This is a genomic window from Paenibacillus sanguinis 2301083 = DSM 16941 (assembly GCF_000374825.1).
Taxonomy (GTDB): Bacteria; Bacillota; Bacilli; order Paenibacillales; family Paenibacillaceae; genus Fontibacillus; species Fontibacillus sanguinis.
This window is the reverse complement of sequence record NZ_KB895376.1, coordinates 713816-737394: the sequence shown is the minus strand read 5'-3', so window position 1 is coordinate 737394 and position 23579 is coordinate 713816. Positions and strand designations below refer to the sequence as shown.

21 protein-coding genes and 1 tRNA gene are annotated in these 23579 nt (G+C 49.1%); 21 read left to right on the top strand and 1 reads right to left on the bottom strand.

Going from position 1 to position 23579, the window contains the following annotated elements:
- The first annotated feature begins 187 nt into the window (after window positions 1–187).
- Window positions 188–278 (top strand) — tRNA-Ser (locus tag C557_RS0103420).
- Window positions 279–658: 380 nt separating this feature from the next.
- Here the strand turns inward: C557_RS0103420 and C557_RS0103415 are convergent.
- On the bottom strand, window positions 659–856 hold the full coding sequence (locus C557_RS0103415; protein WP_018750425.1) for a YjzC family protein: 198 nt from the start codon (window positions 854–856) through the stop codon (window positions 659–661).
- Window positions 857–1126: 270 nt separating this feature from the next.
- Between C557_RS0103415 and rpsF the strand changes: the two genes are divergently transcribed.
- The 20 genes from rpsF (at window position 1127) to C557_RS0103315 (ending at window position 23402) form a co-directional block, all read left to right on the top strand.
- Window positions 1127–1411 (top strand): 30S ribosomal protein S6, encoded by a 285-nt coding sequence (gene rpsF, locus C557_RS0103410; protein ID WP_018750424.1) that lies wholly within the window; start codon window positions 1127–1129, stop codon window positions 1409–1411.
- Between the two features lie 39 nt (window positions 1412–1450).
- Window positions 1451–1936, top strand: coding sequence for a single-stranded DNA-binding protein (ssb, locus tag C557_RS0103405; protein WP_018750423.1), 486 nt, complete (start codon window positions 1451–1453; stop codon window positions 1934–1936).
- A gap of 21 nt (window positions 1937–1957) precedes the next feature.
- Entirely contained in the window at window positions 1958–2227 is a 270-nt protein-coding gene (gene rpsR / locus C557_RS0103400; protein ID WP_018750422.1) for a 30S ribosomal protein S18, read from the top strand.
- 472 nt (window positions 2228–2699) lie between these two features.
- Window positions 2700–4460, top strand: coding sequence for an ABC transporter substrate-binding protein (locus C557_RS0103395; RefSeq protein ID WP_018750421.1), 1761 nt, complete (start codon window positions 2700–2702; stop codon window positions 4458–4460).
- An 82-nt stretch (window positions 4461–4542) separates the two neighbouring features.
- Window positions 4543–5505, top strand: coding sequence for an ABC transporter permease (locus C557_RS0103390; protein WP_018750420.1), 963 nt, complete (start codon window positions 4543–4545; stop codon window positions 5503–5505).
- A 12-nt stretch (window positions 5506–5517) separates the two neighbouring features.
- On the top strand, window positions 5518–6441 hold the full coding sequence (gene opp4C, locus C557_RS0103385; protein ID WP_018750419.1) for an oligopeptide ABC transporter permease: 924 nt from the start codon (window positions 5518–5520) through the stop codon (window positions 6439–6441).
- A 29-nt stretch (window positions 6442–6470) separates the two neighbouring features.
- Window positions 6471–7460 (top strand): ABC transporter ATP-binding protein, encoded by a 990-nt coding sequence (locus C557_RS0103380; protein ID WP_018750418.1) that lies wholly within the window; start codon window positions 6471–6473, stop codon window positions 7458–7460.
- Window positions 7457–8419 (top strand): ABC transporter ATP-binding protein, encoded by a 963-nt coding sequence (locus C557_RS0103375; RefSeq protein ID WP_018750417.1) that lies wholly within the window; start codon window positions 7457–7459, stop codon window positions 8417–8419. Before C557_RS0103380 ends, C557_RS0103375 begins: the two co-directional genes overlap by 4 nt.
- A 213-nt stretch (window positions 8420–8632) precedes the next feature.
- Window positions 8633–9730 (top strand): LCP family protein, encoded by a 1098-nt coding sequence (locus C557_RS0103370; protein WP_018750416.1) that lies wholly within the window; start codon window positions 8633–8635, stop codon window positions 9728–9730.
- A 139-nt stretch (window positions 9731–9869) separates the two neighbouring features.
- Window positions 9870–10295, top strand: a complete 426-nt coding sequence (locus tag C557_RS0103365) for a CBS domain-containing protein (RefSeq protein WP_018750415.1) — start codon at window positions 9870–9872, stop codon at window positions 10293–10295.
- A 54-nt stretch (window positions 10296–10349) separates the two neighbouring features.
- A complete protein-coding gene (locus tag C557_RS0103360) occupies window positions 10350–10652 on the top strand; it encodes a MazG-like family protein (RefSeq protein WP_018750414.1) in 303 nt (100 codons plus the stop codon).
- Between the two features lie 6 nt (window positions 10653–10658).
- Window positions 10659–11576 carry a DUF2232 domain-containing protein gene (locus tag C557_RS0103355; RefSeq protein WP_018750413.1) on the top strand — a complete coding sequence of 306 codons (918 nt, stop codon included), beginning with the start codon at window positions 10659–10661 and terminating at the stop codon, window positions 11574–11576.
- Between the two features lie 10 nt (window positions 11577–11586).
- Window positions 11587–13566, top strand: coding sequence for a DHH family phosphoesterase (locus C557_RS0103350; protein WP_018750412.1), 1980 nt, complete (start codon window positions 11587–11589; stop codon window positions 13564–13566).
- Window positions 13563–14006, top strand: coding sequence for a 50S ribosomal protein L9 (gene rplI, locus C557_RS0103345; protein ID WP_018750411.1), 444 nt, complete (start codon window positions 13563–13565; stop codon window positions 14004–14006). Before C557_RS0103350 ends, rplI begins: the two co-directional genes overlap by 4 nt.
- A 1-nt stretch (window position 14007) precedes the next feature.
- Window positions 14008–15372: a replicative DNA helicase gene (gene dnaB / locus C557_RS0103340; protein ID WP_018750410.1), complete on the top strand. Its 1365-nt coding sequence runs from the start codon at window positions 14008–14010 to the stop codon at window positions 15370–15372.
- Window positions 15373–15703: 331 nt separating this feature from the next.
- Window positions 15704–17365: a pyridoxal phosphate-dependent decarboxylase family protein gene (locus C557_RS0103335; RefSeq protein ID WP_018750409.1), complete on the top strand. Its 1662-nt coding sequence runs from the start codon at window positions 15704–15706 to the stop codon at window positions 17363–17365.
- A gap of 88 nt (window positions 17366–17453) precedes the next feature.
- Window positions 17454–19121, top strand: coding sequence for a methyl-accepting chemotaxis protein (locus C557_RS0103330; protein WP_051082405.1), 1668 nt, complete (start codon window positions 17454–17456; stop codon window positions 19119–19121).
- A gap of 377 nt (window positions 19122–19498) precedes the next feature.
- On the top strand, window positions 19499–20785 hold the full coding sequence (locus tag C557_RS0103325; RefSeq protein ID WP_018750407.1) for an adenylosuccinate synthase: 1287 nt from the start codon (window positions 19499–19501) through the stop codon (window positions 20783–20785).
- 169 nt (window positions 20786–20954) lie between these two features.
- A complete protein-coding gene (locus C557_RS0103320) occupies window positions 20955–21644 on the top strand; it encodes a hypothetical protein (protein ID WP_240472906.1) in 690 nt (229 codons plus the stop codon).
- A 204-nt stretch (window positions 21645–21848) separates the two neighbouring features.
- Window positions 21849–23402, top strand: a complete 1554-nt coding sequence (locus C557_RS0103315; RefSeq protein WP_018750405.1) for a peptidoglycan DD-metalloendopeptidase family protein — start codon at window positions 21849–21851, stop codon at window positions 23400–23402.
- Window positions 23403–23579 lie beyond the last annotated feature (177 nt).

Genomic DNA, 23579 nt, shown 5'->3' with positions numbered 1-23579 from the left:
CCGCTGCTCCTTCCTTGTTCGTCATATGTCCCCCAAGAATTTTTTCCACCACAACTACCTTCTTTAATTCTGCTCTTGTCAATGTGAATGTCTCCTGTCCCATAGTGACATTATCACAGAAGAATAACAAGAGCAGAAGGTCTCTATTGCATTGGGAATCGATTCATGATACAATCATTCTTGCTGTGGAGAGGTACCCAAGAGGCCCAAGGGGGTTGACTCGAAATCAATTAGGCGTCGCAAGGCGTGCGTGGGTTCGAATCCCACCCTCTCCGCCACTTATCATTTTCTATAACTTTGCCAGTAACTCTTTGCGATATCGCAGGGGGTTATTTTATTATTTAGCACCGTTTGCAATAAATACTGGAAAAGTGAAACAGGACCCTGTGAAGGGCCCTGTTTCTGGTTGACGGCGTACTGATTTTGGGAATTCTTCTCACTATTGAAGAAACATTCTGATATTTGCCTGAGCAAGCACGAATCCGAGAAGAGGGGTCTTCGCACATTCGTGATCTGACGCTTCTACAAAGCCGCGAACAAGATTTCCTTACGGTTTGTTTCTCGATGAAGCTTTTTAAGGCCCAACGGAACCACACCTCTCTTGCACGCCGTCGAGTGTATTATGTGCAGCTTATCAGCTTTTATACATCATATTTTTTTAATGAACTCGAGCTTTCTCTTCCTTTTTCCACTTGCGGTTTTTGTTGGTGGTTTCGGGGAACTTCTCACCCTTTTCAAGTGTGATGCGTTTGGGGTTTTTGATCTCCGTATGAAAGCTTCGCCCTTCACCTACTTCAACATATACACCTGGATTGGGTGCGCGCATGCCCTCCTCAAATTCCGTGATTTCGCCCATGGCCAAGGTCTCCTTTCCAAGACATGTGTGTCCTGTAGTTATAATGTTAAGTTCATGCCTATTGTGTACCGGCAAGGGCTTTTTCATGTAGGGACTTAAGGGGAGCACAAGACGAGGGGATGACGAAAAAGTGAGCTGCCACAGGAAATACATGTTTTTTGCTTGCAGGCGTCTTTCCAATTTGGTATATTATTATGGTGCGAGTTTACGCTCGCTCCTTGCTCCCAAGCGTAAGTATTGGGGGCCATAGTCCAAGAGGAGGTGAATCAGATGCGCAAATATGAAGTGATGTACATTATTCGTCCTGACGTTGAACAAGAAGCTGTTCAAGCTATAGTCGAAAAATTCCAAGGCATCATCCAAAACGGCGGTGAAATTACCAAACATGACCTGATGGGCAAACGCCGGCTTGCGTATGAGATTAACAAGATTCGTGACGGAATTTACGTACTCGTGAATTTCACAGCAACACCTGAAGTTGTTGCTGAGCTTGAGCGGATTTTGAAGATTTCCGACGAGGTTATCCGTTATCTCATTACAAAAGACGTAGCCTAATCAAGTTTGAGTAACCATTGCTTGAAGGAGGGGATTTGATTGTTGAACCGTGTCATTCTCATCGGACGTCTTACCCGGGATCCTGAATTGCGCTATACGCCTGCAGGAGTGGCGGTAACTCAGTTTACGCTAGCCGTAGACAGACCGTTTACCTCGCAAGGAGGAGAGCGTGAAGCAGATTTCATTCCGGTCGTAACCTGGAGGCAGCTTGCCGAGACTTGTGCGAACTATTTGCGTAAAGGACGGCTTACGGCTGTAGAAGGGCGGATTCAAGTTCGGAATTACGAGAATAACGAAGGCAGACGCGTATACGTCACTGAAGTTATTGCCGATAATGTTCGTTTCCTTGAATCGAACCGTGATGGTGGATCAGGTGGCGGCGGTGCGCGGGAGGAAGCTCCATACAGTGGAGGCAACAGCAGCGGCAATAGCCGTGGCGGTGGATTCTCACGCAGCAATCAGAATGATCCTTTCTCCGACGACGGGAAACCGATCGATATTTCGGATGACGATTTGCCATTTTAATAAAGGAAAGGACTGAATAGCATGAGCTTCAAACAAAGAGAAGGCGGAGACGACAAGAGACCGGCACGCCGTGGTGGCCGCAACAAGCGTCGTAAAGTATGTTTCTTCACTGTGAACAAAATTACTCACATTGATTATAAAGATACTGAGCTGTTGAAGAAATTCATCAGTGAACGTGGTAAAATTTTGCCTCGTCGTGTGACAGGCACCAGCGCGAAGTATCAACGCCTTTTGACGATTGCCATCAAACGCTCCCGTCAAATCGCATTGCTTCCTTACACAACGGAATAAAGTAAAGATTACGTTGGATAACAGCCGGACCTTATAGGTCCGGCTGTTATTTTTTTTGCGAAAGCAGAATTTGCTAAGATATTTGTCGAAATATATCAAAATATAGTAACTCACAAAGTTAAATATAAGTAACTAAACATAACATCATGCTATATAAAGTTAATTTTATTTTGAAAAAAACTAAAAAAATGTGAAATAAAGGGGTATTTAAGTGGTATAAAACAAATAAAAAAGATATTGACGTAAGGTATTTTCACATGTATGATGTAGAATAATTCAAATGTTATTTTTCTCCATTAACAAGCTATTATTAACCATCGGTTTAATATTGTAGCTTGCATGTCTATTTCAGACCGGTTACAAATGGGCGTACAAGGGGAGAGAAGCAACAACCTTTTACTACTTCTATGAGTCGGCATAACTTCCGAAGAAGCGTATGAGATCAACGAATAATCATAAGGAGGAGTAGAAAATGAGAAAAAAATGGTGGGGGTTTATTATTCTGACATTGTCGTTTGCTTTAATGCTGGGGGCTTGCTCCGGTGGCAACAACTCGGCAATGCCGCCGACAACAAATAGCGGGGAGAATGCGAACACACCGACAGAGTCGGGGGAAACCTCACCAGAGTCGGATACCGAAGCCACAGAAGGGTTCATCGAAGCTGCGGATATGTCACTTAATCCGCTTGCTGCGGCAAATCGCACCGATACCGTCATTATCGGGACTACTGATCCAAAGGGCGTGTTTAATCCGCTATTCATGGAAACTTCTTATGATTACTACATTAATTACGCCATATTTGATTCTTTCATTGAAGTACAGGCAGATGGTACATATACAAATAGTCTGGCCGAGAAGGTTGATATCTCTGAGGATGGACTGAAATATACTTATCATTTGAAGCCAGGGGTGACATTTAGTGATGGAACTCCGATGACGGTAAAGGATTACTATTTTACATTGAAGCTATATATGGATGCAAGCTATGACGGGCAGTCAGACCCGCTTAGCTGGCATATCGTTGGCGCAAATGAATATAACGAAGGCAAATCCAGTGAGATCTCCGGTGTGAAAATTATCGATGATCATACAGTGGAGATTAGCTTGACTGAATATACGGCTCTCACTCCGGTGGAGCTAGGGAATATGTATGTCTTACCAGAGCATTATTATGGTAAGGAATACAAACAAGGCAATCTGGACGGTGTGAAAAAACTGAATAACAAGCCTCTGGGCAGTGGGCAGTATAAGCTGGTGAGTTATAGTCCCGGGCAAGAGGTTGTTCTGGAATCCAATGAGAGTTATTTCCGCGGTACTCCCAATGTTAAAAATGTAATCTTCAGGACCACATCAGAGACCACAAGCATGCCGATGCTCCAGCAAGGAGAGACGGATATGCAGGACGGTATGAGCGTTACCGAGGATAATGTGGAAGCTCTGAAGGCCATGGGCTTCGTTGATATCAGCTTGCTTCCGAATAATGGGTACGGGTATATTGCCTTCAATCATAAGCTGCCAAAGTTCAGTGATGTCAAAGTGCGTCAAGCGCTTGTCTATGGTCTGAACCGGAAGGAGATCGTGCAAGGGGTTTATGGTCCTTATGGCAACGTTATTAACATTCCACAATCTAATGTGTCCTGGGCCTACACGGATGAGAATATTGAACCTTATGAGTTTGATCTGGAGAAGGCTGGACAATTGCTGGATGAAGCTGGCTGGACATTGAACAGCAAGGGCTTGCGCGAGAAGGATGGCGAGGTATTTAAAATCAACTTCTCGGCCACCGCGGACAATCCAGTTGTAGATGCGCTCTTGCCTATAATGACTCAGAACTATAAGGAATTGGGGATTGAGATCGTGGCAGAAACACTGGACTTTAATGCCGTCATGGATAAATCAAATACCGGGGAATATGAAATGTACTTTGCGGCATGGGGTCTGACGCCTGACCCGGACAATACGGTCTACATCACCAATGGCTCACAGAATGATTACGGATACTCTAATCCGAAGGTTGACGAATTAATGGATAAAGGGAAAAAGACACTGGATATTGAGGAACGCAAAGCAATTTATAAGGAAATGTACCAGGAATTGAACAAGGATGTACCTGTCATTCTGATGTATCAAAGAAAAAATATGGTGGCTGTAAACGGCCGGCTTGACGGGTTTGACATCTCACCATACAAGGATTTCCCATTCAGCTTATATCAAGTGAAAATTGCCCAATAAGTTGGATCTAGTCAGGACAAGGGCGAACGTACCCGGCTGCGAGGTCGGGTACGCCCGCATCCACTAATCAGGGGGAAATCCGATGAGAACGTACATTATTCGAAGACTGCTGCAAATGATCCCTACGTTAATTGGCATATCCATTATTGTTTATGCGATTTCTGCCATGATTCCCGGTGACTATATTACGGCTCTGAATAACCCGAATATGACGGATGAAAGAGCGGAGCAATTAAGAGCGATATATGGTCTTGATCAGCCCCAATATCTACGCTATTTCACCTGGGCCAAAAGCATGCTAACCGGCGATATGGGCGACTCATTTCAGCATAAGAAGCCAGTGATGGAAGTAGTCAACGAGTACATATGGAACTCTTTTATTATCGCCTTCGCCAGCTTGATCCTTAGCTGGATTATTGCTATATTTGCCGGTGTATTTTCAGCCAAGTTCCAGTATTCGTTGTTTGATAAGCTAATTACTCTGTTCGTATTTATTTGTATGTCATTGCCTTCCTTCTTCCTCGGCCTGCTGCTTATACGTATTTTTGCGCTGTCCTTCGGCTGGCTCCCGGTAGGAGGGATGACCACAGCTGGCACCAAGGCGGTGGGATGGGAGTATATCATGGACGTGCTGAAGCACGGAGTACTTCCAATTACCGTGTTGACCATGTTAAGCACGGGCAGCCTGACTCGCTATTTCCGAACCAGTATGTTGGAGGTTATCAGACAGGATTATATTCGGACCGCACGGGCCAAGGGGCTTAAGGAACGGACCGTTATCTTCAAGCATGCCTTGCGTAACGCCATGATTCCAGCGATCACACTGCTGGGCTTCGAATTGCCCGCCTTGTTCGGGGGAGCTATTATCACGGAGAAAATCTTCGTCTGGCCCGGCATTGGGCATGTCTATTTGAATGCAATTAATATGAGAGATTATCCGTTTATGCTCGGTTTTACCATACTATTGGCCGTGCTGACACTCATCGGTAATTTGTTGGCCGATGTGTTGTATGGATTAGCCGATCCGCGAATTCGCTTGAAATAGGGAGGAGATTAGATGGCCACGGAAGTCACGACGATGACCAGACAGACAGTATCCTCGGCCACCGTATCCGAATCGCCCTGGCGAATAGCGATACGGCGGTTCAGCCGCAACAAGTTGGCCTTGGGTGGACTCATTATTTTAATTATCATGTTTTTGATTTGTTTTATCGGTCCATTTTTCTCGCCATATAATTTATATGACTATTCCCTTGTCAGCAAGAACAAGCCGCCATCAGCCGCACACTGGCTGGGAACAGATAAGTTAGGCCGGGATATCCTGTTACGGGTCATGCTTGCCGGACGAATCTCCTTGTTGGTTGGGGTTGTTGCCACAGCGATTACGGTTATTATCGGAGGTACGCTTGGCGCAATAGCAGGTTTCTATCGTAAGCAGGTAGATAGTGTAATCATGAGAATTACCGATATTTTTATGTCCCTCCCGTCGCTGCCGATCCTGATTATTTTGGGTGCGGTGATGTCCGATTTGAAGGTACCCCCACCCACACGGATTTATTATTTGATGTTTATTATCGGCCTTTTAAGCTGGACATCGCTGGCTCGCTTGGTGCGTGGGCAAATCCTTACCTTGCGGGAGCAGGAATTCATGCTGGCAACAGAAGCGCTGGGCCTCAAGGATCGGCGTAAAATATTCCGACACTTACTGCCGAATACGGTTCCGATCATTATAGTTGCAGCCACACTAAGCGTAGCTAGCGCTATTCTCTATGAATCTTCTTTAAGCTTTCTGGGTCTTGGGGTGATTCCACCAACGCCATCCTGGGGAAATTTGATTGCTGATGCTAACAATCTGATCGATTTTCGCAAGCGGCCCTGGCTGTGGATTCCACCGGGGGTATGCATTCTGGTCACGACGGTAGCTATCAATCTCATAGGGGACGGACTGCGTGATGCACTTGATCCCAAGATGAAGAGATAAGCTGATACGCCAAAGAAGGAGATGCAAATATGGCTAAAGATCTTGTGCAATTCCGCAATCTGGAGACTCATTTTCATACCTCGGCGGGCGTGGTCAAGGCCGTGGATAAGGTTAGCTTCTCCATACGCGAGGGGGAAACGATCGGTGTCGTTGGGGAATCCGGCTGCGGCAAAAGTGTGACCGCAATGTCTCTGATGCGCTTGGTAGAAGGTCCTCATGGAGTAATTGCCGGCGGGGAGATTATTTATGAGAACAAGGATTTATTAAAGCTCAGCAAGCGGGATATGGGGCGAATTCGGGGCAAAGAAATATCCATCATTTTTCAGGAACCGATGTCTTCATTAAATCCGGTGCTCACGATTGGACATCAAATTACCGAACCACTAATACTACATCTGCTGCTGGACCGCAAGGAAGCGAAACAGCGGGCTATAGAGCTGATTGAGCTTGTAGGAATCCCGCGAGCGGAGCAAATCTTCCACGCGTATCCACATGAACTCAGCGGCGGGATGCGCCAGCGCATCATGATCGCTATAGCACTAAGCTGTAATCCAAAGCTACTCATCGCCGATGAACCTACGACAGCCCTGGATGTTACGATTCAAGCCCAGATTCTTGACTTGATGCGAGAGATCAAGCAAAAGCTGGGCACGGCCATTATGCTCATTACTCATGATCTCGGCGTTGTTGCCGAGATGGCAGATTACGTGATTGTTATGTATGCGGGCAAGATTATTGAGGAAGCTCCGGTTCTGGAATTGTTCAAGGATCCGCAACATCCCTATACGAAAGGCTTGCTTAAGGCCAAGCCCGTGATTGGTCAAACCTCGGAACGGCTTTATTCCATTCCCGGGCAGGTGCCCAATCCTATTGAATTGGAAGATAATTGTCATTTTCATGATAGATGCGAATTTTGTATGGAGATTTGCAAGCAGCAACAGCCGCCGTTTCGCGACCATGGCGATAGTACGCATAAGACAGCCTGCTGGTTATATGAGGAAGCGAGGGGAGCCCAGTGAGCGCACTTATCGAGGTAGAGGGACTGAAAAAGTATTTTCCGATCACGGGTGGGGTATTTCAACGAACGGTCGGACAGGTTAAGGCGGTGGACGGCGTGTCCTTTCATATTCATCACGGTGAATCGTTTGGCCTGGTAGGTGAATCCGGTTGCGGCAAAAGCACGATCGGGCGGACATTGCTCCGCCTGCATGACAAAACCGATGGTCGTGTGGCCTATCAGGGTCAGGAGCTTTATGACTTGTCCAAGGAAGAACTTCGCAAATTGCGTCCGAAGATGCAAATGGTCTTTCAGGACCCATTCAGCTCGCTGAATCCCCGTATCAAGGTCGGGGAGGCCATAGGAGAAGCTTTGTTCGACCACGGGCTCACCCAACGGCAAGAGGTCAAACAGCGTGTCCTTGAAACGATGGAAATTTGCGGCCTGGCCAAGTACCATTATGATCGCTTCCCCCATGAATTCTCGGGAGGGCAACGGCAGAGAATCGGGATCGCCCGGGCACTGATTATGGAGCCGGATTTTATTGTCGCGGACGAACCGGTGTCGGCCCTGGATGTATCCATCCAGGCCCAGATTATTAATCTGCTCAGCGATCTGCAAAAGGAAAAGCAAATCACTTATTTATTTATTTCCCATGATCTGAGTGTGGTGGAGTATCTATGCAATCGGGTGGGTGTGATGTATCTAGGCTCCATGGTTGAGATGGCGGACACGCATGAGCTTTTCCGTAATCCGCTTCATCCCTACACGAAGGCTTTGATGTCGGCTATTCCTATTCCTGATCCTACGCTGAAGCGGGAGCGAATTGTACTCCAGGGGGATATTCCCAGCCCGGCCAATCCACCTTCAGGCTGTAAATTCCACACGCGTTGCCCCATTGCCTCGGAACTTTGCAAGCAACAGGTGCCGGAGTATGTTAATAAAGGCAAGGACCATTTCGTAGCTTGCCATTATGCTTAAGAAGGGTGCTGTATCTTATTAAGCCAGTCAATCGTCTTTAGATTATTGGAAGAGAGATCTTAGAGAGGGGGCCTTCTCAAGGATCTCTTTTTGCTGATGTTGAACCTCAATTCCTTGGTGTGTTATATTTACGAAGCGGTAGAGTTATTTCGTTGAGACCAACCTTTTGGTTGAGAGAATAGGGAGAACTACAGCAAGTGGAGGCGCATTAAAATGATAGAACGCAAGCATAAACGCCAGAGGACAGGTGGACAATCGGTGAAAAAATGGGGGATTATTGTTGCAGTCCTGCTCGTTGTGGGTACTTCGGCATATCTGTTCCGTAAGCCGCTAGCCGTCATGGCCTTTGATCTGTTCCTCTCCGGCAAGGTAGAACAGACCCTGGAGAAGTCCTATTCTCCAATTGAAGGAGAAGAGACTAAGCCGGTTCAGGAAGAGAAGCAGCAGAAGCTGGAGCCATTCGCCGCGTTGCTGTTAGGCATAGATCAACGCGATAGCGAGGCGGCCCGGTCCGATACGATGATCTATGCAGTAGTCAGACCAGAGGATGCCAAGGTGCTGCTAGTCTCGATTCCACGGGACACCTATACAGAGATCGTGGGCAGAGATCGGGAGGACAAGATTAATCACGCGTACGCCTTTGGCGGTGAGAAGATGGCCAAGGAGACGGTAGAGCATCTCCTGGGTGCTTCCGTCGACTACTATGCGGCGATTAATTTCGATGGTGTAAAGGAAATCGTAGATGCCCTTGGCGGCATTGAGTTACCGATTACGAAGGATATTGTGAATAAGCAAGCCGATCATGAAAAGTTCACGATTAAGGCGAACAAACCGATTTACGATGGACAGGAAGCATTGAACTTCGTCCGGTATCGTGAAGATGGTGGATATAACCGCAACATGCGTCACCAAGTGTTCCTGCATGCGATGGCAGATCGGATGCTTAGTCTTGATCAGGTGACAAAGATTCCAGAGCTAATTAATATGATGGGAGCCAACTTCAAAACCGATTTGCCACCAACTCAAATTATTGAATTATCCAAGAATCTGCTGCTTGTCGGGCAGTCTCCGCAAATCAGTGGCTTCACTATTACAGGTAAAGGCACGCGCATTAATGGCATTTATTATGATAAGGTCAATGAAGAGGAACTGAAATTTGCTCAGACCATGATTGAGGATTGGCTTAATCCCGATACGGAGCCGGCTAACCTGATCACCCCGGAATCCCGTGACGCCAAGCAAGCCGAGAGCGAGTCAGCGGCAACCGGGAAAGATAGCGTAGCGTCCGCTAACGGGCAATCAAGAAGATAATGAACGCATACGATAGGAACGTACCCCTCGGCAGCCTGACTTAACGGCTGCCGATTTCACGCGCTTTGCGGAACATCCGCTGGTTTGAAACGTAGAAATTAAGGGGAGTCTGAAAGAAGGATGAGGAGGATCTGCTCTCATGAATATTGCATTTTTTCTGCTTCCAAAAAATAATGTGGTGGCTGTTACCCTGGATTCCACTTTGCGTCAAACCCTGGAGAGGATGGAATTTCACCGTTATACAGCGGTTCCGATTCTGGATCATGACGGAGCGTATGTAGGAACGGTAACGGAAGGGGATCTGCTGTGGCATATGAAGAACTCGGACGGGAAAATTACGTTTGAGACGGCTTCAAAATTTCTACTCAAGGATGTTCCGTTGAAAATGGACATCAAGCCGGTCCGAATTGACGCCGATATGGAGGATTTGATCAATTTGGCCAAGGTACAGAACTTTGTGCCGGTGGTGGACGACCGAGGGCGGTTCATTGGCATCGTCCGGCGCAGCCAGATTATCGAATATTGTGAGAAATTCGTGACCCGGGATTCGGCAAGTGCGCAATAAAATTGTGCTATAATGAACAATAAAGCTTTTTCGGGAGGGTGGAAGCTGTCCGTCATGCAAAGGGAAATGGATGTGGCCAAACGCGCCAAGGTGATTGAGTGGCTCAAAACCGAAGTAGTCGATCACGTATCCCGCTTGTTCAAGGCCCTGTGGGAAGGCAGCACATCGCGGGTAACGGACAGTCTTGCCAGTCTGATCGTCAGCAGCTACATTCTGGGACGGAGACTGGGAGTCTCCTATCAGCAGTTGGATGATGACATTCTGGATAAACTGAAGAAGCATAAGCAAGAGGGCCACCAACTCGAAGACTGGTATCAGGATATTTCAACTTTGGAAGAACATATGCATAAGAGGTGAACCTATTTGAAGCTGTGGACATCGGTGGCCTGGAGTATCGTATATTTACTTCTCCTGCTGTCACTGGCTACCCCGTTTACGGTCATTACCGTTTTTTTTCTGATCGTACCGGGTATTTTGTTGTATACAACGTTGTCAACCCGAGGATTCTTGCTACATATAGCAATCGTATGGCTGGTAGCTTCGCTGATGGTGGGACCGATTATTTTGTTGCAAGCCATCTACTTCATCCTTCCATCCATTGCGATGGGGGTTGTGTATAAGAGAAAAGGACCTGCCTTCCGTGCGTTGATGGTGGGAGCCGGGACAATCGTGCTGGACTTCCTGCTTATCCTGCTGATCAGTACGGTCTTCTTCGACTTTAACCTGACGATTGCGATTCAGGACATGGTGAATGCCGTTATGGCCCCGTTCCAAAATGTAGCGGATACTCCGCTGGCCGGCAGTATTGCCTGGTCGCCTGAACTGAGCGAGCAATTCTCCTCCCTGACAGTGCGCATCATTCCGTCCACCATGGTCGTCTGTGCGCTGCTTATGGCTTCGATCGCTCATGCGATCTCGCGGCCTACGCTCTCAAGTCTGGGTCATGCCTTGCCGAAGCTGGCTCCACTTCGCGACTGGAAATTGCCGCGTTCGTTGATTTGGTATTACTTGCTCTGTACGTTATTGCAGTTATTTGGAGGAGAGGCTATTCGCGAAGGCTTCATGGGTACGATCCTGGTGAACCTGATTCCACTCCTGCAGTTCTTGTTTATGGTACAGGCGGCCAGCTTCTTCTTCTTCGTAGCGTACCATCGCAAGTGGAATCCTGTATTTCCTATACTGGCTATTGTGGCATTGCTGTTGATTCCGCCGCTATGGATTGTAGGGATGCTTGATATTGCTTTTCCGCTGCGTGATGCGATGACTAGAACAAGACGATAGGGTGAAAGGCATGCCGAATTCACTGCAAAAACGTTGGTACGGTTACCAAACCGTGTGGATGTTCATGCTTCAATTGCTGCTTGTCATCTTCGTCTCTTATTTGAACTGGATTTTGGGGTTGATCTGCCTCTGTCTGGTTGGCGTGTTGACTTTCAGTATGTTTCGGGCGGAGCGGCAATTCCGCCAAGAATTAGTGCGTTATGTGACGGACTTGAATTACCGCATCAAGCGGGTGGAAGGGGAAGCCGTCAGCCGGTTGCCCTTCGGGATTCTGCTGTACAGTGAGGATCGTTCGGTGGAATGGCATAATGAATTCATCGCCGGAATGTATGGCAAGGAATCGGTTGTGGGCGAGCCGCTTCATGCCTTAAAGCTGCCACAGTTGCCGCCGCCTCAGAAGAAGGATGGCGGGGACGGGCGGGTGACGCTGGAGTCGACGGTGAATGGCCGCGTCTATGAGCTGATCATCGACACGGTGGAGCGGATGATTTATATTCATGATATGACCGAGCTGTCCTTGCTCCGCACCCGTTATGAGGATGAGCGGGCGGCGTTGGGTATTGTTCTTCTGGATAACCTGGATGAAGCCACGCAGGGAATGGATGATCAGCAGCGGACAGCCCTGGTCGCCCGCGTATCGACGACGATCACGGAATGGGCCAAGCAATACCGCGTGTACCTGCGGCGGCTATCTTCCGAGCGATATCTGATGATTCTGAATCAGAAATCGCTGAACGAACTGGAGCAAAGCCGGTTCGTGATTCTGGATGAGGTCCGCGAGATGACCGCGGACCTCAAGGTGCCGATTACGCTAAGCATTGGCCTGGCCTTTGGTGCCGAGCGGTTCAGCGAACTGGGCGAGCTGGCGCAGTCCAGTCTCGATATGGCGCTCGGCCGCGGGGGTGACCAGGCCGCCGTAAAGGCCGGCCAGCGTTTGTCCTTCTATGGCGGCAAGTCGGGCGCCATAGAGAAGCGGACACGGGTCCGCGCCCGCGTCATCGCGCATGCGCTGCGCGATCTGATGCAGGAGAGCGACCGCGTGATCATCATGGGCCATCGCGTGCCCGATCTCGACGTAATTGGAGCGTCCATCGGTGTGCTCAAGGCTGCCGACATGTATAAGGTCGAGGCTCATATCGTACTGGATGGCAGCAACCCGGGCATTGAGCGCTTGATGGAGCGCATCGATAAGGAAGAGGCGCTCGCGAAGCGCTTCGTCACGCCGGAGCAAGCTATGGACATGATGACGGAGCATACGCTGCTGGTGCTGGTGGATACGCACAAGGCCTCCATTACGTTGGAGCCGCGGCTTGTGGAAGCAGCCAGCCGGATCGTGGTAGTCGATCACCACCGGCGGGGCGAGGAATTCGTCAACGATGCCGTGTTGGTCTACCTGGAGCCGTATGCTTCATCAGCCTGCGAGTTGGTAACGGAGCTGCTGCAATATATTCACGAGAAGGTGGAACTAAGTCCGCTGGAGGCGACCACGCTGCTCGCGGGGATCACCGTGGATACGAAGCACTTCGCATTACATACCGGCTCCCGGACGTTTGAAGCGGCAGCCTTTCTCCGTCGCAATGGAGCGGATACGGTGCTGGTGCAACGGATACTCAAGGAGGACCTGCAAGAGTACATCGCCAAGGCCGATATCATCAAGCATGCCCGGATGATTCATGGGCATATTGCTTTGGCGGTGGCGGAGCAGAATCGTAAGATTCCGCAGCTTTTAATCGCCCAGGTGGCCGATACGCTGCTGAATATGACGGGGGTGCTGGCTTCGTTCGTCATTAGTGAACGGCCTGATGGCTTGGTAGGCATCAGCGCCCGTTCCTTGGGCAGCATGAATGTCCAGGTAGTAATGGAGCGGCTGGGCGGCGGCGGTCATTTGACCAATGCGGCAGTTCAATTGGAAGGAACCCAGGAGGAAGCGGAGAAAAAGCTGCTGGACGTGCTGGATGAAATAGATAAGGAAGAGGGGTTATTCGAATGAAGGTTATCTTTTTGCAGGATGTCAAAGGACAAGGTAAAAAAGGCGAGGTTAAGAACGTATCCGAGGGCTACGCACAAAACTTCTTGCTGCCGCGCGGACTGGTACGTCCAGCCACGGAAGGCAATGTGAAGACACTGGAGCAGCAAAATGCGGCAGAGCAAAAGCGTAAGCAGCAGGAGAAGGAAGAAGCGGCTCAGCTTGGCAAGAAGCTGGAGGAAATGACGATTGAGCTGAAAGCGAAGGCGGGCGAGGGTGGTCGATTGTTCGGCGCTATCACCAGCAAGCAGGTGGCTGAGGCGTTGGCGAAGCACGGCGTGAAGATCGACAAGCGGAAGATCGAGATGAGCGATCCGATCCGGACCTTGGGAGTAACTCAAGTACCGGTGAAGCTTCATGCGGAAGTAAAATCGACGTTGAAGGTTCACGTTACGGAGGAATAAGATGAGTGGAGATCTGTTTTTCGACCGGATCCCCCCGCAAAACCTGGAAGCCGAGCAAGCGGTACTTGGGGCGGTACTGCTGCAGTCGGAGGCGCTTATTACCGCGATGGAGCGAGTGCGTACCGAAGACTTCTATGATAAGCCCCATCAATTAATCTTTGAAGCGATGGTTCAACTAGGTGAGGATGGTCAGCCCATCGATCTGGTAACGCTTACCGCCAAGCTGAAGGATCGGGGCGAACTGGAGGATATCGGCGGAGTCAGCTATCTGGCCAAGCTTGCTCATGGTGTGCCTACTGCAGCAAACGTAGATTATTACGCTCGAATCATCGAAGAGAAGTCGATGTTGCGGCGGTTGATTCGCACCGCGACGCAAATCGTCAGCGATGGGTATACCGGTGGGGAAGATGTAGCCGGAATGCTGAGCGATGCCGAGCGGCGCATTCTTGAAATCTCTAACAGCCGCTCGGGCAGCGGGTTTATCGCTATTCGCGATGTGCTGATGGAAGTATTCGATCGGGTAGAGCTATTGCACCAGAATCGCGGGAATACAACGGGCATCCCGTCCGGTTTCGTGGATTTGGACAAGATGACGGCAGGCTTCCAGCGAAACGACCTTATTATCGTAGCAGCTCGTCCTTCCGTGGGTAAAACGGCCTTCGCCTTGAACATCGCGCAGAATGTTGCCGTTCGGGCCAAGGAGACGGTAGCGATCTTCAGTCTGGAGATGTCGGCCGCTCAGCTTGTGCAACGGATGATCTGTGCGGAAGCCAACCTGGATGCCAGTGTGATGAGAACGGGGGACTTCAAAAGCGATGATGATTGGTCCAAACTGACGATGGGGATTGCTGCGTTGTCGGAAGCGGAGATATATATTGATGATACGCCAGGTGTCACGGTAGCTGATATTCGTGCCAAGTGCCGTCGGTTGAAGAAAGAGCGCGGCCTGGGCATGATTGTTATCGATTATTTGCAACTGATTCATGGTCGGGGCAAGGCCGGCGAGAACCGCCAGCAAGAGGTGTCCGAGATATCCCGAACGCTGAAGCAGATTGCCCGGGAGCTGGAGGTGCCGGTGATAGCACTGTCCCAGTTAAGCCGGGGGGTTGAGCAACGGCAGGATAAACGTCCGATGATGTCTGACCTTCGGGAGTCCGGTTCCATCGAGCAGGATGCCGATATCGTCGCCTTTCTGTATCGGGATGATTATTATAATCAAGAGACCGAGAAGAAGAATATTATTGAAATTATCATTGCCAAGCAGCGGAATGGTCCAGTAGGGACCGTCGAACTTGTATTCTTGAAAAATTTCAACAAATTTGCAAACTATGAACGGATGCATGGTGACGCTTTTGCAGCCGGATAATTAATGGTGTGTTGCAAAAATTTGCTGAAAGCGTATTTAGCTAGGCAGGAAGGGCTAGGCCAACGATACAATCGTTGGCCTTTTTTTGCTTTTTAGTAGGCCATAAGGCATAAAAACACCTTCCATATCATGGAATATATTCCTGATTACGACCTGTACGTAATATGGATAAATGGTACAATTTAACCTTGTAAGGAAATGAAAAGGGTGAAAGGGGGTCATTAATAACCTTACATCTGCCGATATATATATAGTATATGCCAGAAGGCTTCTTCCAACGGTTGAAATGGTACAAAAGAACCTCAAATCAGATCATTAGGAGAGATCGCAGATGGAAATGAACGGTAGGCCGGATGTCAGAGAATGGTTCCCCAGTGAAGATGGAAATCCGGTCCAGCGTAAATTGCTGATGGAATTGATTGAGCAGCTTGTTAGCGGTGTGGATGAGCTAAAGAATCCTGAGGCCGTTAACCTCAGGGGCGAGAAGGTGCGAAATGCTGATTTTTACGGTCAGTTAATGGCCCAGAGCGTCATTCCCCATGAAGGTGCTGCTATGCAGGAGGTTAATGGCGAGTTATTAAAGCTGCTGCACGGTCATCCGTACCACACGAAGTACTTTTTTACGAATATTCTGCCGATGGCTTCCATTCCAGGCATGCTCGGTATGCTGACGGCTATGCTGGTAAACGGAAATAATCTGTGGGACGTTTATGGGCCTGCTGGTGCAGAAGCCGAGGTCCGCGTGACAGCTATGATGTCCAAGCTTGTTGGTTTTGATGCCTCTAAGAGTGGAGGTTACACAACATGGGGTGGCCAAGGAGCGGTATTTTCCGGACTCCGTCTAGCAATCGCCAAGTATGCTCCGGATGCGCTTCGTCGAGGGGTTCCGAACAACCTGTACGCCTTTTGCTCGGAAGCAGCGCATTACAGTCTCTTAAAGTCAATGGAGGCAACGGGGATCGGCAGCGATCACCTGATTAAAATCAAAACTTTGCCTGATAGTTCCATGGATGTGGCTGATTTGAAGCGTAATTTGGAAAAGGTTGGCTTACTTGGCGGTATACCTATTTATATCGTGGCTACCACGGGAACAACGGATGCCATCGGCATTGATGATATTGGCGAAATTCGTGCCGTCGCTGAAGAAACGGCGAAACGGTTTGGTTTGCCATGCCCGCATATCCACGCAGATTCGGCGTTGGGCGGTTTTTTTGCGTTCTTTAACGAGTATTCCTTGGGAGGCAACCCGCTGGGTCTGAGTCAAGAAGTCCTGGACATGCTGGCACCGATTCAGCGTAAGATGCGTCTGTTGTCCCTGGCGGATTCCTTATGCTTTGACTTTCAAAAGCTAGGTCAGGCTCCTTATGTATCCAGCTTGTTCTTGCTGAAAAATGCCAACGATCTGCAATTGATGGACCTGGAGGCAGACGAGACGCCTTATGTGGGCCATCGCGGTTATGGAGATTACCATACCGGCTACACGCTGGAATGCTCCCGTATGGCCAGCTCAATTAGCATGTATAGTCTGCTTCTGGCCTTTGGCGTGGAGGGATATCAGCGGTTACTGGCTCAGTTCCTAGAGGTCTCCTTAGAGTTCAGGCGGCAAATGATCGCAGAAATTCCACAGGCGGATATTGCCAATCCGGACAATTCGGGCATGTCTACCTTGATCCGCATCTATCCCTCGGGAAGTCCGCGATTTGCCGATGAGGTTAAGGGAACGTGCTCCTTGGAGGAGATTGAACAAAGCAATCGGTTGAATGAACGCCTGTTCGAGAAGCTGGGCGAGCGTCGGGATAAAATGTTCTTCGGCGATACGAAGAAGCATTTGCTGGTCAATACGGTAGAGGGGAGACGGATTCCGTTGTATGTCAGTAAGTTCTTCGTCATTTCACCGCATACCCAGCCCGAGCATGTTACAGAAATCGTCCAATATTTGAAGCAGTGCGTCTCCGAAGTATATGAGACCTTTCACGCAACATCGGTTAACTGACCCTCATACTATACTAACAACCAGGAGTGAGCTTGCAGTGAAGCAAAAGATCAGAAAATTATTTCTAGGCAGCATTTCAGCTAAAATCATGTTAGGTACGATGCAAATCGTTCTTATTACAATTATTTGTTTTGTAGGTTTATTGATTGTAGTGAATTCTACCTTGAGCGGACAGCTGAAGAACCAGCTTGATGAACGCCTGCAAAGCAATATTCATGTGGTGGAGAACGAGCTTGAGCGCATTGAGGGCAACAAGCTGGACATCACAGGCCCGGACACCGTCGTTTATCAGGAAACGCGTCAAGCCATGGACCGTCTGAAGCAAGAATACGAATTGGAGAACATATTTATTCTTTCTAACGACGGCGGCACAGAGCGAATCATTGCCTTGTCGGATACGGAGGGAGATTTTAATCTTGACTATCCATTCTCTGATGATATGAAAAGTACTGTCTCCGAGGGCAAGGAAACGATCAGCGAAATCTATAAGGATGAATTTGGAGTTCACAAGTCGATCTTCATCCCGCTGCAAAAGGGTGACGGCACGACGGCTGGCTTGCTGGGTATTGATCTGGATGCTTCCGCTATTCCTGCTACCACACAGAGGGTCGTATTGTACAGTGTACTGATTACCTTGTTTGTACTACTGCTTGGTACAGGGCTATCCTTCGCCATCGGCCGTATTATTTCCAAGCCCATCAAGCAGCTTGTGCATGCCACGGAACGCTTTGCTACCGGTGATTTAACGGTAGAAGTTGAGGTTCATGGAACGGATGAAACCGGACGTCTGGCCGAATCCTTCCGCACCATGGGCACAAATATGAAGCAATTGATTAGCCATATCTCCACCTCCTCTCGCGAAGTGGCGGATACCAGTTCCCAATTGCTGCACGTTACTAAGGAATCCAGTGAAAGTGCGCAGCAGGTAGCGGTATCGATGAATAGTATGAGTGAGGGCATCAATGAAGTGGTCGAATCAATCACTCATAGCTCTGCTTCGGTTATGGAGATTCAGGAGCAATTAACGGGCGTTGTGTCCGATGTGAATGGTATGCAGTCGATTGCTGAACAGGTAAGCAAACAGTCCGAAGAAGGACAGAACATGGTCAACGAAACCCTGCGTCATATGAACAAAATAGAAGAAGTGATGCGTCATTCGGAGACTACTGCGGGTCAACTGGAGGAACGGTCCAAGGAAATCGGCGAAGTGGTAGGCTTGATCACAGATATCGCCCAGCAGACCAATTTGCTTGCGCTGAATGCTTCCATTGAAGCGGCCCGTGTTGGTGAGATGGGCCGCGGATTTGCTGTCGTAGCCGGCGAGGTTCGTAAGCTGGCTGAACAAGTTGGTGACGCGGCTTCATCTGTTAAAGAGCTGGTTGTAGGGACACAAGAGAACAGCCGTCTCGTCGTTGAAAGTATCGGTGAAGGCAGCCAAGCGGTTGAGGAAGGCCAGGAATGGATGAGCAAGACGCATCGTAATTTCCAGGATATCTTCCAGGGCATCAGCAACTTCTCCGCGCGGACCGATCAATTGCTGCAAACTTTGCTCTTGGTGGAAGAATCTTACCAGACCATTTCTTCATCTGTGCAGCAAATCTCTGGCGTAACTCAGGAACAGGCGGCTTCTTCCGAAGAGGTCGCTGCCGCATCCGAGCAGCAAAGTGCAGCCATGGAGCAGATTGCTATGGCCATCCGTCAGCTCTCCGAGCTGTCGACGGATTTGCAAAAGGCTGTCGCCACCTTCAAGCTGTAACGCCGTTTCTCGGTGTCGCTTGAATAGCCAGAGGGATCTTCGCACCCGCCTGCTCTGGGACGGGGTCGTGAAGATTCCTCTTTTTATCAGAATAAATCCGTTTCAATTCCGAACAATTGTAAAATGCAAAGCACTTATCGTTCGTTTTTGGATTTGACTTTAAAAAAGGAGGCTGTTAAACTAATATTGCTGCGTTAAAGCGGCAACATCACAGCAGATCGTGTCTGTTAAGCGTGTAGCTGCTAGTTTTTGACTATACTTTAGCAGTCCGGGAAGATCATCGGCCGGGGATTTGTGGGAAGCGAACCTGAGGCTGACTTTTGCAATGCTCAAATACTCAAATATAGGTGCCTGACGCACCGTGCGGGGGAATGTACATGTCAACGGTAGTCGTTGTGGGAACACAATGGGGAGACGAAGGTAAAGGAAAAATCACGGATTTTCTGGCGGACAGCGCAGATGTGGTGGCCCGTTATCAAGGCGGTAATAATGCCGGTCACACCATTCTTATCGATGGCAAGAAGTACAAGCTTACCTTGATTCCGTCAGGTATCTTCAATAAAGATAAACGCTGCATCATCGGCAACGGGGTTGTTGTTAATCCTGCTGCACTGATCGATGAGATTAAATATGTTGAAGAGAATGGCTTCAGTGCAAAAAATTTGCTGATCAGCGATCGTGCGCATGTCATTCTACCCTATCATCTGGTATTGGATGCCTTGGAAGAAGATCGCAAGGGAGACAACAAGATTGGCACAACCCGTAAGGGGATTGGTCCGGCGTATATGGATAAGGCTGCTCGCAGCGGCATTCGCATCGCCGACCTGATGGACCCTGAGGAATTTGAAATGAAGCTTCGGCACATCATGAAAGAGAAAAATCATTTAATTGAACAAGTCTACGGCGGGGAGCCGCTGGATGTGGAGCTTGTGCTCAAGCAGTACCTGGAATATGCCGAATTTATTCGTCCTTATGTGGCTGATACTTCGGTTGTTCTGAACGAGGCGATTGATGCCAATGAAAAGGTATTGTTTGAGGGAGCTCAAGGTGTGATGCTTGATATCGATCAAGGGACTTATCCATTTGTAACCTCTTCAAATCCGTCTGCGGGCGGGGTATGTAATGGGTCCGGCGTGGGACCAACGAAGATTCATCAAATCATTGGCGTAGCCAAGGCCTACACGACTCGTGTTGGCGATGGGCCATTCCCAACGGAATTGAACGACGAAATCGGCGATCTCATTCGGGAAACGGGTCATGAATATGGCACGGTCACAGGACGTCCACGCCGGGTAGGTTGGTTCGACAGTGTCGTCGTACGACATACACGCCGGGTGAGCGGTTTGACCGGGTTGTCGCTGAATTCACTGGATGTATTGACTGGCTTGAAGACGGTCAAGATCTGCACAGGCTACAAATATCGCGGCGAAGTGATTACGCATTACCCGGCTAGCTTGAAAATGCTTGCTGAATGTGAAGCCGTCTATGAAGAAATGCCTGGCTGGAGCGAGGATATCTCTGAAGCAAAGACACTGGAGGACTTGCCGGCAACAACTCGCTATTATGTGGAGCGGGTGGCTGAACTGACGGGCGTACCCATCGCCATTTTTTCAGTAGGTCGCAATCGCAGTCAAACCAACCCGGTGCTTCCTATCTACGAATAATACATTTTAATTATATAGAATCTATTGATCACCGCCTCGGCAGGATGGCTACATCCGCTTGAGGCGTTTTTTTCTGCGGTACTTCTGCGGTCAAGGTTGAAATCACGCTTCTCCGTCCATACTGAGAAAAGATAGAGCACGTGATAGTGACAAGGCAGAAGGAGGCATCATGATGCGATTTATGAAATGGATGGGCTGGCTGTTAAAATTAGGTGCGACAGTGGTCGCAGTTAGTGTATTAACGATGGCGACGACAGGCTATATGGTCAATTCGTATGTCCAGTCCTTGCTAGGGAGCTATAATTTACCCGTGACCGGGCACGCTCCCAGCCTGGTTAGTATGATGAAAGGCATGCTGGGCCTGGGCGGAGCACCCTCGATCTCGGATAACCCGTCTGGCAGTCGTTCCAATCAGGATGCGGCAGATGCTGGTGAACAGGCGGGTGGATCGGGCAGCGGGAACAGTAGCGTCAATCCGGGCCGGGCTGCCGTCACCGATGATCTTCACCAAGGGGAGGATACAGAGCCGCAGACGGATGAGAAGAATGGAACAGCACCGGATGGAGCCTTACCGGTCATGGGTGGCCTGGAGGCTGGAGGAGATGCCCTGGTTCAGGACAGTCAGGTCGTAGTGACTCCGGATGATCTGGTGGCGAAGAAGGATGAATTACCCGATCAGGAGAAGGAAGAGATTTTTGCTATTCTCATGTCAAAGCTGCCGCAGGAAGATATGCAACAGTTAACCAATGCGCTGGAAGGCGGCTTGACGGAGACAGAAATGATTAACATCGAACAAATCCTGTCCAAGCATCTGGATAAGGCAGAATATGCGAAAGTTATCGAGATGTTAAAAGAATAAGGGAAGCCATTCACACAACTGTAAATTTTTTCTCTGTTGGCGCCAAGGAGCGTGAACAGCACTAAACCCGCATGGTTATGCGGGTTTTATGCATTTTTACCGGCGGTTGAAATCGGTTGTCCGGCTATGGTAAAGTTAAATAGCGATTAAAGGTTAAAATTTTGAAACTATTTATTGTCGAGTAGAGTCGAAAAGGAGATCGGTATGAAGGGTTTTACGGGAAAAGGCTGGCGGTTATGGCGTAAAAACGATGTTTCTACATCAGGAAAACATGGCCGCTCCGAGAACGATTCAGAGATGTCCAAATTTCAAGGACGGGTGAGCATGGCCTCGTTCTTCAAATATCGCAAGGTTATCATTGCCGGAGCCGCTGTTGTATTGATTGCCAGCACAGTGTATCTGGGGGGGCAGCAGTATGTGAAGGCGAACACGGTATCCTACTACCGGGTGTTCCTGGGTGGTCAGGATATGGGCGCTATCATGAGTGAATCCCAGCTGCAAGCCGTCATTGATCGTAAAGAGCAAGCGTATAAGGAAAAATATCCAGACGTTAATATGGTGGTTAACACCGAGGTTATTACTACGAAGCCGGAGGAAGCGTATAAGGCGGAGATCGATGCCGAGACAACAATGAATGCCCTGTATGGCAAGTTAACCGGCTATGCCAAGGGCATGGAACTTCGGGTGAACGGTGAGGTTGTAGCTATCGTCAAGGACCCGGCTGCAGTGCAAGAGGTACTGAAGCAGGTGAAGAGCAGTTATATTCCTTATTTGCAGGATAGCAGCAATACACTGGCCGCGAAGGTTCAGCGTACAGGGGGCAAGGCTACCAGCAATAATCATGTAAAATCGACCGGAGCCGAGCTGGAATCGGCAGAAATTACCGAAGAGGTCAAGCAGGCGGCCGTCAAGGTCAGCCCTGACCGGGTGATGAGCCCTGAAGAAGCAGCGCAGCTCATTCTTGAAGGTGGCGAGAAGGCCGTACAATATGAGGTTCAAGAAGGGGATACGATTTCGTCAATCGCAGCCCGCTTTGACGTGTCCCAGGCAGATTTGTTCGCGGCCAATCCTGGTGTACAGGAGCGAACGCTGCAAATCGGGACAATGTTGAATGTAAAGGCGATACAACCGGCACTCACGGTACGCTCGGTTGAGCGAATTGTGGAAGAGATTGTCACTGAACCTCAGGTGGTTGTGCAGACCAATCCCAAGATGCGCGCCGGGGAGACCAAAGTGATTTCTCTGGGAACAAGCGGTCTTAAGGCTATGGAATACCGGGTGACCAAGGAGAACGGCATGCTGGTACACGAGGAATGGCTGGGACAAGAAGTTATCGAGCCATCGTCACCGAAGATCGTGATGAAAGGAACCAAGGTTGTATTGGGTGAGGGCAGCGGGCAGTTTGCCTGGCCGGTGCTTAGCGCCAAGATGACAAGCAGCTACGGACAGCGTTGGGGCCGGACTCATAAAGGGATCGATCTGGTATCATCAAACAAGGGGATTTTGGCGGCCGATCATGGCGTGGTGTCCTATGTTGGAACCAAATCCGGCTACGGTAATGTAGTTATTATAGACCATAAGAATGGCTATGAAACATTATATGGCCATCTGAAGGAGTATAACGTGGAGAAGGGGCAGGTCGTCGAAAAGGGTGAGAAGATCGGTGTTATGGGCAATACGGGACGCTCTACCGGCACGCACTTGCATTTTGAAATTCATGAGAATGGCAATGTACAGAATCCATTAAAGTATCTGTAAGTCGTATCTGGCGTTTTTTGATGGAATCTTTTGAGCGACCAAGCTTGGCCCGGCATTTCTGAACCTTAAGGGAACGGAATGACTGGGGCGAGCTTTTTTCTATGACATAACAAGCCAAGAAAGGGATATATGGAGTGAGCGGTTACTTCGGGTTCAGTGGGTTCAGGGGCTTGGATA

What these genes read in the sequence shown, in the direction of transcription:
- C557_RS0103415 (WP_018750425.1), bottom strand. Translation starts at nt 856, where the DNA reads ATGGGCGAAATCACGGAATTTGAGGAGGGCATGCGCGCACCCAATCCA.
- rpsF (WP_018750424.1), top strand. Translation starts at nt 1,127, where the DNA reads ATGCGCAAATATGAAGTGATGTACATTATTCGTCCTGACGTTGAACAA.
- rpsR (WP_018750422.1), top strand. Translation starts at nt 1,958, where the DNA reads ATGAGCTTCAAACAAAGAGAAGGCGGAGACGACAAGAGACCGGCACGC.
- C557_RS0103395 (WP_018750421.1), top strand. Translation starts at nt 2,700, where the DNA reads ATGAGAAAAAAATGGTGGGGGTTTATTATTCTGACATTGTCGTTTGCT.
- C557_RS0103390 (WP_018750420.1), top strand. Translation starts at nt 4,543, where the DNA reads ATGAGAACGTACATTATTCGAAGACTGCTGCAAATGATCCCTACGTTA.
- opp4C (WP_018750419.1), top strand. Translation starts at nt 5,518, where the DNA reads ATGGCCACGGAAGTCACGACGATGACCAGACAGACAGTATCCTCGGCC.
- C557_RS0103380 (WP_018750418.1), top strand. Translation starts at nt 6,471, where the DNA reads ATGGCTAAAGATCTTGTGCAATTCCGCAATCTGGAGACTCATTTTCAT.
- C557_RS0103370 (WP_018750416.1), top strand. Translation starts at nt 8,633, where the DNA reads ATGATAGAACGCAAGCATAAACGCCAGAGGACAGGTGGACAATCGGTG.
- C557_RS0103365 (WP_018750415.1), top strand. Translation starts at nt 9,870, where the DNA reads ATGAATATTGCATTTTTTCTGCTTCCAAAAAATAATGTGGTGGCTGTT.
- C557_RS0103360 (WP_018750414.1), top strand. Translation starts at nt 10,350, where the DNA reads ATGCAAAGGGAAATGGATGTGGCCAAACGCGCCAAGGTGATTGAGTGG.
- C557_RS0103350 (WP_018750412.1), top strand. Translation starts at nt 11,587, where the DNA reads ATGCCGAATTCACTGCAAAAACGTTGGTACGGTTACCAAACCGTGTGG.
- rplI (WP_018750411.1), top strand. Translation starts at nt 13,563, where the DNA reads ATGAAGGTTATCTTTTTGCAGGATGTCAAAGGACAAGGTAAAAAAGGC.
- dnaB (WP_018750410.1), top strand. Translation starts at nt 14,008, where the DNA reads ATGAGTGGAGATCTGTTTTTCGACCGGATCCCCCCGCAAAACCTGGAA.
- C557_RS0103335 (WP_018750409.1), top strand. Translation starts at nt 15,704, where the DNA reads ATGGAAATGAACGGTAGGCCGGATGTCAGAGAATGGTTCCCCAGTGAA.
- C557_RS0103330 (WP_051082405.1), top strand. Translation starts at nt 17,454, where the DNA reads ATGTTAGGTACGATGCAAATCGTTCTTATTACAATTATTTGTTTTGTA.
- C557_RS0103325 (WP_018750407.1), top strand. Translation starts at nt 19,499, where the DNA reads ATGTCAACGGTAGTCGTTGTGGGAACACAATGGGGAGACGAAGGTAAA.
- C557_RS0103320 (WP_240472906.1), top strand. Translation starts at nt 20,955, where the DNA reads ATGATGCGATTTATGAAATGGATGGGCTGGCTGTTAAAATTAGGTGCG.
- C557_RS0103315 (WP_018750405.1), top strand. Translation starts at nt 21,849, where the DNA reads ATGAAGGGTTTTACGGGAAAAGGCTGGCGGTTATGGCGTAAAAACGAT.